This is a genomic window from Streptomyces sp. 4N124 (genome assembly GCF_052245395.1).
Lineage (GTDB): Bacteria > Actinomycetota > Actinomycetes > Streptomycetales > Streptomycetaceae > Streptomyces.
Window position 1 is genome coordinate 31,868 of record NZ_JBQQBS010000057.1, and the last position, 16,924, is coordinate 48,791.

General features: G+C 70.9%; 14 protein-coding genes. 5 read left to right on the forward strand and 9 right to left on the reverse strand.

The window, feature by feature from the left end:
- Positions 1–85 precede the first annotated feature (85 nt).
- Positions 86–2,032 carry a trypsin-like peptidase domain-containing protein gene (locus ACTWQO_RS38635; RefSeq protein WP_443242050.1) on the forward strand — a complete coding sequence of 649 codons (1,947 nt, stop codon included), beginning with the start codon at positions 86–88 and terminating at the stop codon, positions 2,030–2,032.
- A 6-nt stretch (positions 2,033–2,038) separates the two neighbouring features.
- Here the strand turns inward: ACTWQO_RS38635 and ACTWQO_RS38640 are convergent, their stop codons facing one another.
- Complete coding sequence (locus tag ACTWQO_RS38640; RefSeq protein WP_443242051.1) at positions 2,039–3,217, reverse strand: cytochrome P450; 1,179 nt, start codon at positions 3,215–3,217, stop codon at positions 2,039–2,041.
- Between the two features lie 66 nt (positions 3,218–3,283).
- Here ACTWQO_RS38640 and ACTWQO_RS38645 point away from each other — a divergent pair, with 66 nt between their 5' ends.
- Together ACTWQO_RS38645 and ACTWQO_RS38650 are read left to right on the forward strand one after the other, a co-directional pair.
- On the forward strand, positions 3,284–4,069 hold the full coding sequence (locus ACTWQO_RS38645; RefSeq protein ID WP_443242052.1) for a cyclase family protein: 786 nt from the start codon (positions 3,284–3,286) through the stop codon (positions 4,067–4,069).
- A complete protein-coding gene (locus tag ACTWQO_RS38650; RefSeq protein ID WP_443242053.1) occupies positions 4,066–5,706 on the forward strand; it encodes a thiamine pyrophosphate-binding protein in 1,641 nt (546 codons plus the stop codon). Before ACTWQO_RS38645 ends, ACTWQO_RS38650 begins: the two co-directional genes overlap by 4 nt.
- Positions 5,707–5,757: 51 nt before the next feature.
- On the opposite strand, the gene ACTWQO_RS38655 is transcribed toward ACTWQO_RS38650, so the two are convergent.
- The 4 genes from ACTWQO_RS38655 to ACTWQO_RS38670 form a co-directional block, all read right to left on the reverse strand.
- Complete coding sequence (locus tag ACTWQO_RS38655) at positions 5,758–6,753, reverse strand: trypsin-like serine peptidase (RefSeq protein WP_443242079.1); 996 nt, start codon at positions 6,751–6,753, stop codon at positions 5,758–5,760.
- A 166-nt stretch (positions 6,754–6,919) separates the two neighbouring features.
- Complete coding sequence (locus ACTWQO_RS38660; RefSeq protein ID WP_443242054.1) at positions 6,920–8,413, reverse strand: tripartite tricarboxylate transporter permease; 1,494 nt, start codon at positions 8,411–8,413, stop codon at positions 6,920–6,922.
- A gap of 1 nt (position 8,414) precedes the next feature.
- Positions 8,415–8,951: a tripartite tricarboxylate transporter TctB family protein gene (locus ACTWQO_RS38665; protein ID WP_443242055.1), complete on the reverse strand. Its 537-nt coding sequence runs from the start codon at positions 8,949–8,951 to the stop codon at positions 8,415–8,417.
- A complete protein-coding gene (locus ACTWQO_RS38670) occupies positions 8,948–9,934 on the reverse strand; it encodes a Bug family tripartite tricarboxylate transporter substrate binding protein (protein ID WP_443242080.1) in 987 nt (328 codons plus the stop codon). The genes ACTWQO_RS38665 and ACTWQO_RS38670 overlap by 4 nt, the downstream gene beginning before the upstream one ends.
- Positions 9,935–10,152: 218 nt before the next feature.
- Here ACTWQO_RS38670 and ACTWQO_RS38675 point away from each other — a divergent pair, with 218 nt between their 5' ends.
- Both ACTWQO_RS38675 and ACTWQO_RS38680 read left to right on the forward strand, forming a co-directional pair.
- Entirely contained in the window at positions 10,153–11,778 is a 1,626-nt protein-coding gene (locus ACTWQO_RS38675; protein ID WP_443242056.1) for an ATP-binding protein, read from the forward strand.
- Positions 11,775–12,488: a response regulator gene (locus ACTWQO_RS38680; protein ID WP_443242057.1), complete on the forward strand. Its 714-nt coding sequence runs from the start codon at positions 11,775–11,777 to the stop codon at positions 12,486–12,488. The genes ACTWQO_RS38675 and ACTWQO_RS38680 overlap by 4 nt, the downstream gene beginning before the upstream one ends.
- Here ACTWQO_RS38680 and ACTWQO_RS38685 read toward each other — a convergent pair.
- Genes ACTWQO_RS38685 through ACTWQO_RS38700 form a run of 4 tightly spaced genes read right to left on the reverse strand, consistent with a single transcriptional unit; the run spans position 12,478 to position 16,751 of the window.
- Positions 12,478–13,344, reverse strand: coding sequence for a sugar phosphate isomerase/epimerase family protein (locus ACTWQO_RS38685; RefSeq protein WP_443242058.1), 867 nt, complete (start codon positions 13,342–13,344; stop codon positions 12,478–12,480). The two genes, ACTWQO_RS38680 and ACTWQO_RS38685, sit on opposite strands and share 11 nt — an antisense overlap.
- The gene (locus ACTWQO_RS38690; RefSeq protein WP_443242059.1) at positions 13,341–14,357 is read right to left on the reverse strand and encodes a Gfo/Idh/MocA family oxidoreductase; all 1,017 of its coding nucleotides are present in this window, start codon (positions 14,355–14,357) and stop codon (positions 13,341–13,343) included. Before ACTWQO_RS38690 ends, ACTWQO_RS38685 begins: the two co-directional genes overlap by 4 nt.
- A gap of 13 nt (positions 14,358–14,370) precedes the next feature.
- Positions 14,371–15,792, reverse strand: coding sequence for a sugar porter family MFS transporter (locus ACTWQO_RS38695; protein ID WP_443242060.1), 1,422 nt, complete (start codon positions 15,790–15,792; stop codon positions 14,371–14,373).
- 8 nt (positions 15,793–15,800) lie between these two features.
- Positions 15,801–16,751, reverse strand: a complete 951-nt coding sequence (locus ACTWQO_RS38700) for a TIM barrel protein (protein WP_443242061.1) — start codon at positions 16,749–16,751, stop codon at positions 15,801–15,803.
- Positions 16,752–16,924 lie beyond the last annotated feature (173 nt).

A 16,924-nucleotide genomic window follows, 5' to 3' on the forward strand; every position in this document is an offset into this window, starting at 1 on the left:
CACAGGGAATTCCCCGATGCGCCGACCACGGCACCCGGTTCCACCCGTCACTCTCCGACCGTCACCCTCCGAGGAGCATCCGCGCATGGACATACCAGAACAGCAGCAGAGCATGGCCCAGCGGTACCGGGACACAGCCAAGCAGCGCGAGGACATCCGGCGTCGGCAGGCGGAGACCGGCGTGCCCTTCGTCGTCGACAGCGAGGAGCAGCTGCGCGCCCGCGCACAGCGGCTGTTGAGCAAGGGCGAGGTCGACCCGGAGACGCCGGTGCCGACCGACGGGGGCCCGGTGCTTCCGGCCGGCGTACCCGAACGGATCCTCGGGGCCGCGAGCGAGCTGCAGAGCGTCAACTTCCTTGCCCGCGGGGCGCGTGCGGCACGCGCGGTCGCCCGCATCTCCATCATCGACAACGGACGGCGGGCCGGATTCGGCACCGGCTTCCTCGTGGGTGAGCGCCTGCTGCTCACCAACAACCATGTGCTGCCCGACGTGGCGACGGCGACGGGGTCCTTCGCGGAGTTCGAACTCGAATCCGACGTCGACGGCGTGCCCAAGCCGGTCGCCGTCTACGACCTGGCCCCTGACGCCCTGTTCGTCACCGACGCCCGGCTCGACTACACCCTCGTCGCCGTCGCGGCCGGTGCCGACGGGACGCTGCCCGGCGCGGTGCACGGCTGGCTGAAGCTGATCGCCCAGCAGGGGAAGATCGTCATCGGTGAGCCGGTGAACGTCGTCGGCCATCCCGACGCACGGCCGAAAGAGATCGCGGTCCGCGACAACGCCCTGCTCAACCAGTTGCCGCAGTTTCTGCACTACCGCACGGACACCGAGCCCGGGAACTCCGGCTCGCCCGTCTTCAACGACCAGTGGGAGGTCGTCGCGCTGCACCACGCCGGCGTGCCCGACCCGGACGGCGAAGGCTGGGTCGCCAACGAGGGCGCACGCGTCAGCGCCATCCTGCGGCACCTCGCCCTGGTCCAGCTGCCACCCCAACAGAAGCTGCTCGTCGCCGAGTTGGGCCCGCAGTCGGTGCCCAGTGAAGCGGCGCTGAGTGGGGCGGTACCGACCGCAGGTGTCCTCGCGGCTCCGGTACCCCTGCCCGCCCAAGCCGAGGCCGGCGCGGCCGTGCTTCAGCGGCGCGGTGTCACCGGGCGGTCCGGCGCAAGCCGGCACGTGGTGTTCCTGCACGGCCGCGGACAGGAAGGCCGCGATCCCGCCGCGCTGCGCACCGCATGGTGCGGGAGCCTGGCCATCGGGCTGGCAGCGGCGGGACTTGCTCCGATCGAGGCCACCGATGTCTGGTTCCCCTACTACGGCCACGCGTTGAGCGCTGTCGACCGCGAGTCGGTCGCCCTCGACACGGCGACGAACACGGCCGAGGCGTACGCGCCCGCCGAACCCGGCGCTCGCGCGGTGTACGCCGCGCTGCTGGCCGACGCCGCCAAGGCCGCCGGGATGCCCGAGTCGGAGCGGGAGTTCGTGGCCGCGCAGGAGTCGGGCCTGTTCGGCGGGGTGGTCGCCGCACTGCAGGGGCCGCTGTCCTGGATCGCGGCGCGCAGCGGGCTCGACGACGTGGTGATCGCGACGGTGTTCCGCGACGTCGCGGCCTACCTCGACGACAAGCCGGTACGCGACGCGGTGCTCGACGCCGTCCTGGCCGACATGCCTGACGACGGAGAGATCGTGCTGGTCGCTCACAGCCTCGGCACGGTCGTCGCGCTCGACCTGTGCACACGGCTGCACCGGCGGGCCTCGGTGCCGGTGCTGGTGACGGCGGGCAGCCCCCTCGGACTCGATGCCGTACACCGGCGGCTGCTCGCGGGCCCACCCGTCTGGCCCGGTCAGGTCGGCGTGTGGATCAACGCGTGGGCAGCGGGGGACGCCGTAGCCATCGGCTGTCCCATCGGCGACACCTGGAAGGGGGTCCGCGACGTGCTCTGCGCCAACCGGAAGGACCGGGCGCACGACATCACGCAGTACCTCGCCGACACCCGGCTCGCAGCCGAGATCGGCCGCGCCGCCCGCCCGTAGACGGCGTCACGACACCGGCGCGTCCCAACGGACGTGCAGGGCCGAGGGCTTACGGAAGAGCAGGCCGCTGGGTGCGGTGGACGCGGCGGCATCCAGGCGCAGTCCGGGCAGACGCTCGAGCAGCGTGAGGAGGCAGACGCGGGTCTCCAGCCGGGCGAGATGGGCGCCCAGACAGAAGTGCGGGCCGTGGGCGAAGGCCAGCTGGAGACGGGAGTTGGTGCGTCGTAGGTCGAAACGGTCGGGGTCCGGGAAGACCTCGGGGTCACGGTTGGCGCCGGCGAGCGAGACGACCACGAGATCCCCGCGGCGCACCTCGGCCCCGCCGATCGTCACATCGGCGGTGGCATAGCGGTCGACGACCGCCGCGGCGGGTTCCAGGCGCAGCGACTCCTCGATCGCCGCGTCGACCAGGCCCGGATCGGCCCGCACAAGCGCGAGTTGACCGGGCTCGGACAGCAGATGGAGTACCGTGTTGGCGATCATGCCCTCGGTGGTCTCGATACCGCCGAACATCAGCACGGCGGCGTTGGCGACCACCTCCGGCAGCCTCAGCCGCTCGGCGGCCGCGACCAGCAGCGACGTATCGACACCCGCGGTGACCGTCGCCTCGACGCTGTCTCTCAACTCGTCGAAAGCCGCCGCTCCGGCAGCAGTCGCGGGCCGTCCCGCGGTGATGTCGGAGACCGCGCCCACGATGGCGTCGTACCAGGACAGCACCGCCTTGGCATCGGCGTCGACCAGCCCCAGGGACTCGGCGACGACGGCGACGGCCAGGGGCCCGGCCACCTCCCGCCGCAGCTCGGCCCGGCCCCGCGGCCGGACCGTCTCCACGAGCCGGGCCGCTTTGTCCGCCACGAACCCGGCGAACCGGTCTCGCACATCTCGCGGGCGGAACGGATCGGTGAAGGGAGCGCGGTGCCGCGCGTGCTCGGCGCCTTCCAGGGAGAGCATGCTGGGACCGACCACCTGGGCGGTGGAGAAGCGGGGGTCGTCCACGGTGAAGGTGTCCGCGTCGCGCATCACCCGCAGCGCCAGATCGCGCCGGGTCACCAGCCAGCCGCCCGGCGCGGGGAGCCAGGAGACCGGCTCGTGGGCACGCAGCAGGGCCAGCCTGGGGTGAGGGTCGTCCTCCAACTCGGCGAGCGTGGTCGCGGAGCCGAGCGGAAAGCGATCTGCTGTCACCATGGGAGCTGCCCTGTTCCTGTCCCTGTACGCGGAGTTCCGGCTCCAGCATCGTCTCAGGAGGCCGCCATGCCCGAGCCGTCCGTCCTCGCTTCGCTGGTGTCCGGGCTGCGGAGCGGCTCGATCGACGTCGTCGACCTGACGTCGCCGCTGTCGTCGTCGACGCCGGTGATCCAGCTGCCGCCCGAGTTCGGCCAGACCGCCGTGTTCGCACTGGAGGAGATCAGCCGGTACGACGACCGGGGACCGGCCTGGTACTGGAACAACTTCCGCAGCGGCGAGCACACCGGCACCCACTTCGACGCACCGAACCACTGGGTCACCGGCAAGGACCTCGCCGACGTGGCCTCGGTGCCGGCGCGGCGGCTGATCGCACCGGCGGCCGTGCTGGACTTCACCGCCGAAGCGGACGCCGACCCGGACTTCCTCGTCGAAGTGGACCATGTGAAGACATGGGAAGCGGAGAACGGCCCGCTGCCCGACGGCGGCTGGCTGCTGCTGCGCACCGGCTGGGACGCCCGCTCGGACACGCAGGAGGCGTTCCTCAACGCGGACGAGAACGGTCCGCACACCCCGGGCCTGTCCCCGGAATGCGCCCGCTGGGTGGCCGAGGAGTCGCCGGTGATCGGCCTCGGCGTCGAGACGGTGGGCACCGACGCCGGAGGCGCCCACTCCTTCGACCCGATGTTCCCGTGCCACTCCTACCTCATGGGCAGCGACAAGTACGGGCTCACCCAGCTGCGGAACCTGGCCGCGCTCCCGCCGACCGGTGCCGTCGTCATCGCGGGACCCTTGCCCATCGTCACCGGCTCCGGAGCTCCCGCGCGGGTGCTCGCGCTGGTGGAGCGCTCATGAAGGTCGCGGAGGCGGTCGGCAGGGCGCTGGTGGCGGCCGGGGTCCAGCAGGTCTTCGGCGTGGTCGGATCGGGCAACTTCCACCCGACCAACGCCATGGTCGCGGCGGGCGCGCGGTTCGTCGCCGCCCGCCACGAGGGCGGCGCGGCCACCATGGCCGACGCGTACGCGCGGATGAGCGGCACGGTCCCGGCGCTGAGCGTGCACCAGGGGCCCGGCCTGACGAATGCCGTCACCGGGATCGCCGAGGCGGCCAAGAGCCGTACGCCCCTCGTCGTGCTCGCGGCGGAGGTGACCGAGCCGAGGTCGAACTTCTACGTCGACCAGGAGGCACTGGCACACGCGGTCGGCGCGGTCACGGAGCGGATCACGTCCGCCGAGAACGCGGTCGAGCAGACCTGCGCCGCCGTACGTCGGGCCCTGCACGAGCGCCGCACCGTCCTGCTCAACCTCCCCCTTCCGGTGCAGTCCCTGGACGTGCCGGACGGCGCCCTGGCGCAGGCCGCCGCGCCACCCGAACGAGCGCCGGTCGAACCGTCGGCGGCCGAAGTGGCCGCGCTGGCAGGGCTGTTGGGGCAGGCGAGGCGCCCGGTGTTCGTGGCCGGGCGGGGCGCACGCGGGCCCGGCGGAAGGGACGCCCTCGAAGCGCTCGCCGAGCACCACGGCGCACTGCTCGCGACGTCGGCCGTCGCCCGCGGTCTGTTCCACGGCAACCCCTGGTCGCTCGACGTGTCCGGCGGCTTCGCGTCCCCTGTGGCCGCCGAACTGATCCAGGGCGCGGACCTGATCGTGGGCTGGGGCTGCGCGCTGAACATGTGGACCATGCGGCACGGCCGGCTGATCGGCCCGGAGGCGAGGGTCGTCCAGGTCGACGACGACGCGTCCGCGCTCGGCGCACACCGGGCACTCGACCTCGGCGTCACCGGCGATGTCACACGCACGGCACGGCTCGTGCTCGACGCGGGCGACGGACCACGGCAGGGCTACCGCACCCCCGAGGTCGGCGCGGACCTCGCCGCACGCGTGCGCTGGCGGGACGTGCCGTACGAGGACACGAGCGGCCGTGAGCGGATCGACCCGCGGACGCTGAGCATCGCGCTCGACGACATCCTCCCCGGCGAGCGGGTCATCGGCGTGGACTCCGGCAACTTCATGGGCTATCCGAGCATGTACCTGTCGGTGCCCGACCAGCACGGCTTCTGCTTCACCCAGGCCTTCCAGTCGATCGGCCTGGGGCTGGCGACCACGATCGGCGCGGCGCTGGCCCAGCCGGACCGGCTTCCCGTGGCCGCGCTCGGGGACGGCGGCGCGATGATGGGCGCCGCCGACCTCGACACGGTCCGCCGGCTCGGACTGCCGATGGTGGTCGTCGTCTACAACGACGATGCCTATGGAGCGGAGGTGCACCACTTCGGGCCCGACGGACACCCGCTCGACCTGGTCGAGTTCCCGCCGACGGACATCGCCGCCGTGGCGCGCGGGTACGGCTTCGAGGCGGTCACCGTGCGCACGCGGGCAGACCTGAAGGCCGTAGCGGACTGGGTGGCCGGGCCCCGCTCCGCCCCGCTGCTCATCGACGCCAAGGTGGTCCGGGAACAGGGGTCCTGGTGGCTGGAGGAGGCGTTCCGGGGGCACTGACGACACAGAAGCCGCGCGGCAGCCCGTAGGCTCCCGCGCGGCAACGTCCAGTCAGGACGACTGGGCGGTCTGGTACAGGTTCTGCGCGTCCGCGCCGAAGACCGGCCCGTACATCGCGTTCGGCAGGAAGTTGTACTTGAAGCTGTTCACCGAGGACTGCAGACCGGTGCCGGTCGCCTCGTCGAACTGGGTGAACCAGGGACCTCCGCTGGAGCCGCCGGTCATATTGCAGGTCATGCCGTGGTCGCTGGACAGCAGGAAGTCACGGTAGGTGGTGCCGCTGCAGTAGATGAACTTCTCGCCGTCGTAGGGGGCGGCGGCGGGGAAGCCGAAGGCGTACATCGCCTTGTTGTAGCCGGTGTTGAAGGCCAGGCCCTGGCCGCCGACGACATCGGTGAGGCTCTTGCCGTCGAGCGGGGCGACCACGGCCGCGCCCACGTCGTAGTTGATGTCCTCACTGGCCGTCCACTGCGGCGTGGACAGCGTCTTGGATGCCGACCACCTGCCGTACGGCGCCTGCCCGTCGTGGTATCCGGGCACGAACACCCAGTTGGTGTGCCAGGAACCCTCCAGCTTCACACAGTGGCCGGCGGTCATCACCGTGCTCTTGTTGGCGCTGGTGACCGCGTTGCCGGAGCAGGACGCGGTGCGGCCCTGGTAGCTGAAGAAGACCCGGCCCGCGGTCTTCACCACGGCCCCGCCGCCGGTCCAGGCGCCGCCGCCGTTGGGGATGGCCAGGGTTCCGACGGGGGAGGCCGGGGCGCTGGGTGCGACGACGGACTTCTTGCCCTGGCGCGGGGTCGAGGCTGTCACGTCGGAGCGGTCGACGGACAGGACGTCGAGCGGGACGGCCTGCCGCATCCGCTCCGGGGTCCAGAAGTCACGGGCGCGTTCCTGCGCCGCGAGGGGCACCACTCCCGGTTCCGGAGCGGCGGCACCGGCCGGGGCGGCGGTGACACCCGTGGCCAGGAGGGCGGCGACACCGGCCAGCGCGCCGAGGGCGGTGCGCCGGACGCGGGTGCCGCCGGATGTGCGGAATCTGCCTATCACGCGGTCTCCTTCTGCGGTGGGGGGACCGGGCGGTGGGGACCATCCGCCCGGGTGGGCAGGGGTGTTACTGCGTGCGCAGTTCAGGGCAGCGTGCCACCAAGAAGAGGCGTCTGGGCAGGTGCACGCCACAACCATGGCCGAAAATCCACAAAGTCCGCATGGATCAGGCCTTGGCGCCGCCCCGGACCACGAGCTTCCTGAGCAGCGGCCACACCAGCAGCAGCACGACCACCGCGTAAACGGTCACCGAGAACGGCGTGTTGACCAGCCCCGAGACACTGCCGTCGCTGATCTGCAGGGCACGCCGCAACTGCTGCTCGGCGTTCGGGCCGAGGATCACGCCGATGACGGCCGGCAGGATCGGCAGGCCATAGCGCCGCATGCCGAACCCGATCAGCCCGATGACCAGCAGGGTGACCAGGTCGATCACCTCGCCGCCGACCGCGTACGCGCCGACCATCGCGAAGAACAGGATCCCCGCGTACAGATACGGCCGCGGAATGCGCAGCAGCTTCGCCCACAGCGGTGCCAGCGGCAGGTTGAGGGCGAGCAGCAGCACCATGCCGACGAACAGCGAGGCGATCAGCCCCCACACCAGCTCCGGCTCGCGCTCGAACAGCAGCGGCCCGGGCTGGATGCCGTACTGCTGGAAGGCGGCCAGCATCACCGCGGCGACGGCCGTCGTCGGCAGCCCCAGCGTCAGCATCGACACCAGCGTGCCCGCCGCCGAGGCCGACGCCGCCGACTCCGGTCCCGCGACGCCCTCGATGGCGCCCTTGCCCCACTCGTCCTTGTGCTTCGACAGACGTTTCTCCGTGACGTACGACAGGAAGGTGGGGATCTCCGCGCCGCCCGCCGGAATCGCGCCGAACGGGAAGCCGATGAACGGTCCGCGCAGCCACGACTTCCAGGTCCGCCGCACATCCCCACGGCCCAGCCACGGGCGGCCCACCGGGATCGGCTCGCCCGGATTGCGCCGCAGATGCGCCGCGACCCACAGCGCCTCGCCGATCGCGAAGAGACCCACCGCCACGATCACCACGTCGATGCCGTCGGCGAGTTGGAGCGAACCGAAGGTGAGACGCTGCTGCCCCGTCATCTGGTCCAGGCCCACCAGGCCGAGCGTCAGGCCGATCAGCAGGGAGGCGAGTCCCCGGATCCGGGACGAGCCGAGAACCGACGTCACGGCGATGAACGCCAGCACCATGATGGCGAAGTAGTCCGGAGCGCCGATGTCCACGGCCAGGTCGGCGACCGTCGGTGCCAGCGCCACCAGCAGGATCGTGCCGATCAGGCCGCCCGCGAAGTGACCGATGGCGGCAGCCGCCAGCGCCTGCGAGCCACGACCTGACTTGGCCATGGGGTTGCCCTCCATGGCCGCGACCACGGCGGCGCTCTCGCCGGGCGTGTTGAGCAGGATCGAGGTGGTGGAGCCGCCGAACATCGCGCCGTAGTAGATCCCCGCGAACATGATGAACGCGGCGATCGGGTCGAGTCCGTACGTCACCGGCAGCAGCAGCGCGACCGCCATCGCGGGCCCGATGCCGGGCAGTACCCCGATCGCGGTGCCGAGCAGCACACCGAGGGCCGCCCACAGCAGGTTGATCGGGGTGAGGGCCGTACCGAAGCCGTCCAGAAGGGAGTTGAGGGCGTTCATGTCACAGCGCTCCCATCAGGGGGCCACCGGGCAGCGGCACTCCAAGCAGGTTGTTGAAGACGGCGTAGGTGACGAGCGAGAGCACGGCCGCGATGAGCGGGTCGCGGTCGATGCGGCGGCTGCCGAGGGCGAAGGCCGCGCCCCAGAAGAGCAGCGCGCCCGCGGCGGGGAACCCCAGCGGCTCGATGAGGACGGCGGCACCGAGGAACACCCCGGCGAGCAACAACACCGTGCGCCAGTCGGCGGGTTCGGACAGGTCGATGTCCTCGCCGGTCTCCGCCTGGCCACGGCCGCCGCGCAGTACGTCCACGGCGAGGAGCGCGGCGATGACGAGAAGCCCGATGCCGACGACGATCGGCACGGTCTTCGGGCCGACGGGACCACGCTGGGCGATGTCGACGTCCATGGTGAGCGCGTCGGTCAGCACCAGCACGCCGAGCGCCAACAGCAGGGCGCAGACGCCGAGTTCGGAGTATTCGCGCAGCCACGAACGCGGCTCGGCCGTCTCGGCGGGGGGAGTATCCGTCTGTGTCGTCACAGTCCCAGCTCCTTCAGCACCGACACCACGCGCTTGTCCTGGGCGTCCAGGAAGTCGCCGAACTCCTCGCCGGTCTGGAAGGCGTCCTCCCAGCCGTTCTGCTCCAGGGACTTCTGCCACTCGGGGGAGTCGTGGAGTTCCTCGAGGAGCCGGGTGAGCTTGTCGCGCTCGGCGGCGGACAGGCCGGGCGGGGCGACGATGCCCCGCCAGTTGGTGAAGTTCACGTCGTAGCCGGACTCCTTGAGCGTGGGCGCGTCCTTGAGTTCGTCGACGCGCTCCGGGCCGGTGACCGCGAGCACCCGCAGCTCGCCCGCCTTGATCTGGTCGAGGTACTCGCCCACGCCGGACACCCCGAAGCCGACCTTGTTGCCGAGGATCGAGGCGAGCAGCTCACCGCCGCCGTCGAAGGGGATGTAGTTGACCTCCTTCGGCGCGATGCCCGCGGCCCGCGCCATCAGCATCGGCGCGAGATGGTCGGGCCCGCCGGGCGAGGAGCCACCGCCGACCGGCAGCTTGCCGGGGTCGGCCTTCCAGGCATCGATCAGGTCGTCGATCGTCTTGTACGGGGAGTCCTTGGCGACCACGACCACGTCCTGCTCCTCGGTGAGCCGGGCGATCGGGGTGGTGTCGGCGAGGGTCTTGGGCGCGTGGTTGGAGCGGGCCGCGCCCACCACGCCGAGCCCCATGGACATCGCGAGCTTGCCGTTGCCGTGCTCGCCCACCAGCCGGGTCAGTCCGACGGTGCCGCCGGCGCCGGGCAGGTTGAACACCTCGATGGAGTGCGTGAGCCCGGCGTCCTCGGCGTTCTTCGCGGCGGTGCGGGCCGTGATGTCGTAGCCGCCACCGGGTGTGTTGGGGACCATGAAGCGCAGGCCCGGGATCTGTGTGCCGGTGTCGGAGCCGCTGCCGGTGGTCAGCAGCGGCGGTGCCACCAGGACCAGCACGGCGGCCCCGAGCAGGGCGAGCGGGGTGCGCAGACGCACGAGTGCCACCACCTGTCGGTCGATGCGGGTTTGTGGAGCGTGATGTGGGCCACATGGTGCACGGGCGGCGACGGCCTGTCTCGCTTCCGGAACCAACGGAGGTTTTGGTCTTTGTGTCAGCGCGAGGTCGGCGACGGATGTCTTCCCCCGCTCCCGGGCCAGGGCCATCATGGGGCCGTCCCGGCACCCGAAGCACCAGGTCGGAGATTGAGCAGGTCGTGGTCACCACCTTCCGTCGCCAGACCCTCGCGGGCGAGATGCTGGTGCTCCAACTCGCCATCGTCGTGGTGGTGTTGGTGGCAGTCGCCGCCGTTTCCCTTGCCCAGTCCGAGGCGACCTTCAACCGCGTCGAGGGCCGCCGCGTCGCCGCACTCGCCGAACAGCTGGCCGCCACGCCCCTGGTGCGCAGCCAGCTCACCCAGCCCCTGCCGCAGGAAGCCCTCGCCCCGCTGGTGAACTCCATGCAGACCCAGTCCGGAGTCACCTCGGTGACCGTGGCCGACGCGGGCGGCCGGATCGTCAGCTCCACCAACGCCACGGTGATCGGTGACCGGCTGCCCCTCGGCGAGGGTGCCGCGGCGGGGCGCGGCTGGTCGGGGCCGTTGACGCTGGACGACAGTCACGAGCTGGTGGCCCAGGTGCCCGTCCTGGGGGCCACGCGGCAGAACCTCGGCCGGCACCTCGGCACGGTGATGATCGGCGAGGCCGACCCGACGGTGTGGCAGCGCCTCAGCGGCGCGTCCTCCTACCTCCTCGCCTACCTGGGCATCGCCAGCGGCCTCGGCGTGGCCGGCTCCTGGCTGCTCGCCCGGCGCGTGAAACGGCAGACCCTCGGCCTGGAGCCCCGTGAGATCGCCGGGCTCGCCGAACACCGCGAGGCCATGCTGTACGGCATCGCCGAGGGCGTGATCGCCCTGGACCCGGCGGCCCGGCTGACCCTCGTCAACGAGATGGGCCGGACCCTGCTCGACCTGCCCGAGGAGTGCGTGGGCCGGAGCCTGGACCAGCTCGGCATCGAGGGACGGCTGCGGGACGTCCTCGCCGGGGCCACGCCCGACCAGCGGGACCAGGTCGTCGTACGCCACGGCCGGGTCCTGGTGATGAACCGGATGACCGTGACCAAGGACGGCCGTCTGCTCGGCTCCGTCACCACCCTGCGCGACCGCACCGAACTCGCCCGCCTGGAGCGGGAGATCGGCTCCTTCCGCAGTTCGTCGGAGCTGCTGCGCGCGCAGGCCCACGAGTTCGCCAACCAGCTGCACACCATCTCCGGACTCATCCAGATCGGCGAACAGGACGAGGTGGTCCGCTACATCCGCGCCCTCAGCCGGCACCGGCAGTCGCTGGACATCACCCTCAGCCGCCGCGTCCGCGACACCGCCGTGGCCGCCCTGCTGACCGCGAAGGCGTCCCTCGCCGCCGAGCGGAAAGTCACGCTGCGGATCTCGGACGACACCGCCCTCGACCGGCTCACCCCGGAGGACGCCGCCGACGTGGCGACCGTGGTCGGCAACCTCGTCGACAACGCCGTGGACGCCGCGGCGCACGACGGCGGACGCTGGGTCGAGGTCGGGCTGCGGCAGGACGCCTCCAGTGTGGAGATCGTCGTACGGGATTCAGGTCCCGGCGTGGCACCGGAACTCGCCCAGGAAGTGTTCCAGCACGGCTTCACCACCAAGGCCGCCCAGGAGGGCGAGCGCGGCATAGGCCTGGCGCTCACCCGGCTGGTCTGCGAACGTCACGGCGGTGAGATCTCGGTGACCAACACCCCCGACGGGGCCATGTTCACCGCGCGCATGACTGTCAGCCACCTCACCGACGCGGTGGCGGAAGGAGCGACATGACCGACGACCCGAACCAGATAGGCGTCCTCATCGTCGACGACGACTTCATGGTGGCCAGAGTCCATCGCACCTTCGTCGAACGCGTCCCGCCCTTCACCGTCGTCGGTGTCGCCACCACCGGCGAGGAGGCCATCGCCGCCGTCGAAGCACTCCGCCCGGACGTGGTCCTGCTCGACCTCTACCTGCCCGACGTCTTCGGCCTCGACGTCATCCCCCGGCTGCGCACCGCCGGCCACGACTGCGACATCATGGTGATCAGCGCCGCGCGGGAGGGTGACACGGTACGCCGGGCCGTGCGCCGCGGCGTGGTGGACTACCTGCTGAAGCCGTTCGAGTTCCAGGACCTGCGCTCCCGCCTTGAGCGGTACGCCGCCCAGCGCGGCCGGCTGCTCACCACGGTCGTCCGCAGCCAGGCCGACGTGGACCGGGTCATGGCGGGAGGCGCCGTACCGGTGCCGGCGGTCAGCCCGCTGCCCAAGGGCATGAGCGTGGAGACCGCCGAACTGATCGAGCGCACGCTCCGCGACTGCGCCGGCACCCTGTCCGCCTCCGAGTGCGCGACCCTGACCGGTGTCTCCCGGGTGAGCGCCCGACGCTACCTCGAGTACTTCCACACCACCGGCCAGGCAGAGGTCTCCCTGCGCTACGGCGCGGCCGGGCGCCCCGAACGTCGCTACCGGTTCCGCAGCCGGCCCGCTGTCATGCGGTGAGCTCCTTGCGGATGCGGTCCAGCATGAACGCCGAGGAGTCGCGGGCCCGCTCCTCCCAGGCGAAGACACAGGCCGTGGCGACGCCGTCGAAGCCGAGTTCGCGCAGGGTGCCGAAGAAGGCGTCCCAGTCGACCTCGCCCTGGCCGATGTCGAGGTGCTGGTGGATACGGGCCGGGGTGCCGGGCGGGTTGAGGATGTAGCGCAGGCCCGACGACCCCTTGTGGTTGAAGGAGTCCGCGATGTGCACATGCTGGAGCTTGTCGCCCGCGTAGCGCATCATCGCCGCGATGTCGGCCCTCGGGTCGGCTCCCGAGAGGTGGAAGGTGTGCGGGGCGCAGTACAGGTAGTTCACCCAGGGCTTGTTGATGGCGCGGACGAGGTCGACGGCCGGGGTGTTCTCCTCGCAGAAGTCGTCCGGGTGCGCTTCCAGGTTGAGGGCGATGCCCTCGCGTTCGAAGAGTGGCAGCAGCTCCTCCAGTGAGCGCCAGAACGCGGCCTCGCTCTCGGCGGCGCGCTCCGGGCGGCCGTTGAACTCGCTGTTCATCAGCGGGCATTCGAGGTCGACGGTGATCTCGATCATCCGCTTCCAGTAGCGGACGGCGGCCTGCCGCTCGGCCTCGTCGGGTGAGGACCACTTGTACAGCGGCAGCACGGACGACAGCTGGACGCCGTGGGCGCGCAGGGAGTTCTTCAGCTCCGCGATCCGCTCGTCGTCCGCCCGCGGATGCGCGAAGAACGGCATGAAGTCGTCGCGCGGCGACAACTCGATGTACTCGTAGCCGAGTTCGGCGACGGTGCGCACCATCTCGTCGATCGGCAGCGCACGGAGCATGTACGGGTCGAGGGCGATCTTCATAGGGCGCCTCCGTAGAGGGTCGGGCGGGGCTTGAGGTCCGTGGCGATGACGCGGCCCGACTCCAGGGCCTCGACGGTCGCGCTGGTGATGACGGTGGCGGCGTAGCCGTCCCACGCGGAAGGGCCGGTGGGCTCGGTACCGGACGCGACGGCGGCGATCCACTCGCGGAACTCGGTGTCGAAGGCGTCGGCGAACCGGCCCACCCAGTCCGTGAGCACCTCCGTGCTGTGCTGTCCCGCGCCGCGCACGCCGACCGCGGCCGGGTCGGGCAGCCGGACGAGCCCTTCCTCGCCGACCGCCTCGCACTGGATGTCGTAGCCGTACTGGCAGTTGACGAAGACCTCCAGGTCGATGCGGACGCCCTTGGCGGTCTCGAAGAGCATGATCTGCGGGTCCTTCAGGTGGGCGAACCGCTTGCTCGTGGCGCGCGGGGTGACCACCTGCGTGGAGACGATCTCGTCGTCGAGCAGCCAGCGCAGCACATCCACCTCGTGCACGGCCGTGTCCAGGGCGGCCATGGAGGAGATGTACGCCTCCGGGACGGTCGGGTTGCGATGGGCGCAGTGCACGATCAGTGGCTGCCCGATCCGGCCCGCGTCGATGACCTGCTTCATCTGCCGGTATCCGGTGTCGTAGCGGCGCATGAAGCCGACCTGGACCAGGCGGCTGCCGTGTGCCGTCTCCGCCTCGATGATCTTCAGGCAGTCCTCGGCGGTCGTCGCGAGGGGCTTCTCGCAGAACACCGGCTTCGCGGCGGCTATCGCGTTCAGCACATGCTCGGCGTGGGTCGGACCCCAGGACGTCACGAGGACGGCGTCCACGTCGTCGTCGGCGACCACGGAAGCCCCGTCGCGCAGCACACGGGCGCCGACCGGCGCCGCTGCCTCCGCGGCGCGGGCGGCGTCGATGTCCGTGACGGCGGTGACACGGGCGCCGGCGATGGTGTCGGTGAGGCGCCGGATGTGCTCCTTGCCGATCCAGCCGGCGCCGACGACTCCTACACGTACAGTCATGGATGTTTCCCAACTAGGCGTAACGCGCCCGGAGTTCGGCTTCGAGGGTTTCGAGTGAGCGGCCCTTGGTCTCGGGGACGTAGAGCTTCACGAAGGTGAGCGAGAAGATTCCCGCCACCACGAAGAGGAAGAAGGTGTTGGAGATCCCGATCCCGGAGACCAGGGACGGGAAGACCAGACCGATCGCGAAGTTGGTCAGCCACAGCACCACGGCCGCGACGCCCATCCCGAAGCCACGCATCCGCATCGGGAAGATCTCCGACAGCATCAGCCACGTCACCGGCGAGATCGCACCCTGCTGGAAGGCGAGGAAGGTGACCGTCATGGCGAGCACGGCATACGCCCGCCCGTCACCCGAGGGCAGCACCAGGGAGAACACACCGATCAGCAACAGGGCCGCCGTCGTACCGATCTGACCGGTCATCAGCATCGGGCGGCGGTTCACCCGGCTCAGCAGCCAGATGCCGACGAAGGTGGCCAGCACCGAGATCACGCCGTTGGCGATGTTCGCGGTCAGTGCGCTGTCGGCGGCGAAGCCGGCATCGGTGAGGATCTGGGTGCCGTAGTACATGATCGTGTTGACGCCGGTGATCTGCTGCACGATCGCGATGCCGAAGCCGACGAACATCAGCTTGCGGATCCACGGGGTGGCCTTCATGTCCTGCCAGCCGCCGAGATTCTGCTGCTCCTCCTTGACCGCGAGCGCGGACACCTCGGCCAGCTCGGCCTCCGCCCGCTGCTGCGAACGCACCTGCTTGAGCACCTCGAGGGCCTCGCCGAAGCGTGTCTTGGAGGCGAGCCAGCGCGGGCTCTCCGGCATCACCAGCATGCCGAACCACAGCACCACGGCCGGGATGGTGGCGATCACCAGCATCCAGCGCCAGACACCGCCGGACTCCCCGCCCACCCGGGCGATGATCGCGTTCGAGGTGAACGCCAGCAACTGGCCGCTGACGATCATGAGTTCGTTCCGCGTCACCAGCGCGCCGCGCCGCTCGGCGGGGGAGACCTCCGCGAGATACACGGGCACGGTCACCGAAGCGCCGCCGACCGCGAGGCCCAGCACGAACCGTGCCACGACCATGACGGCGGTGGTCGGCGCGAGCGTGCAGCCGAGCGCGCCGACGAAGAACAGCACCGCGAGAACGAGGATCGTACGGCGCCGTCCCCGCGCGTCCGACAGCCGCCCGCCGGTCACCGCGCCCAGGGCCGCGCCCAGCAGCAGCGAACTGGTGACCATGCCCTCGGTGACCGCGGTCAGACCCAGGTCATCCGTCATGTAGGGCAGCGCACCGTTGATGACACCGGTGTCGTAACCGAAGAGCAGTCCGCCGAAGGTGGCGATGACGGTGATGAGCCGCAGCCTGCGGGAGACGGCGGGCGGGGCGTCGTCGGTGAGGGCGGGGGCCTTTGTCGTGTCGTTCCTGAGGTCCATGGCCCGTCCTACCGGTCGATGTTCGGGCGTCGGGTACCCGTCAGCCCGCATCCGGCCAGGTGCTCACGGGTGCTGACCGCGATGGGCAGTGGCACCTCGGGAGCGCACGGGTACAGGTCCTGCTCGACGATCACGAACAACTCGGCGTCGAGCTTCGCCAGTTCGGCCACGACATCGGCGGGCTTGGGCACACCGGCGGGCGGCGACACGCACACCCCGCGCTTGACGGCCTCACCGAAGGACAGGTTCTCGGCGGCGACCTGAGCGAGGATCTGAGGGTCCATCTGCTTGATGTGCACGTAGCCGACGCGCTCGCCGAACCGGCGGATCAGGTCGAGGTTGTCGCCGCCGCCGTAGGCGACGTGCCCGGTGTCCAGGCACAGATTGGTGTACCGGGAGTCCGACTCGTTCAGCAGCCGCTCGATCTCCGGCTGCGTCTGGACGTGGCTGTCGGCGTGCGGATGGATGACGAGCCGTACGTCGTACTCGTCGAGCAGCAGCTTGCCGAGCCGGTCGGCCGCGTTGCCGAACCCGGCCCACTGCTGGGCGGTCAGTTCGGGCGACTCCGTGAACGCGCCGGTCTTCTCGTCCCGGTACATCGGCGGGATGAGAACCAGGTGGTGGGCGCCCGCGGCGGCGGTCAGCGCCGCGACCTGGCGGACGTGGGCGAGCATCTCGTCCCAGACCTCGGGCCGGTGCAGCGCGCCGAACGCGGTGCCGCCGGAGACCTGAAGGCCGCGGGCGTCGAGCTCTTCCTTCAGCCGCCGGGGATCGGTGGGGAGGTAGCCGTACGGGCCGAGTTCGAGCCACTGGTAGCCGGCCGCGGCCAGTTCGTCGAGGAAGCGGGTGTACGACACCTGGTGCTCGTCCTCGGGGAACCAGACGCCCCAGGAGTCGGGGGCCGAGCCCAGGCAGAGGTTGCCCGCGGTGGTGCGGAGCGGGGATGGCGCCGTTGCCATGGCGGTGCCTTTCGATGGGGGCATCGAGACGTGCTGTCGCGCTCTACTAGCGCGCTCTAGGCGAGTACGATGACCTCTGTCCAAATGTCATGTCAATAGCTTGTTGCCGGGGGATTTCGCGGCAGACCGTAAGGTGGCCGCGTCGAAGGGTGGGTGCACAGGTGGATGCAGCG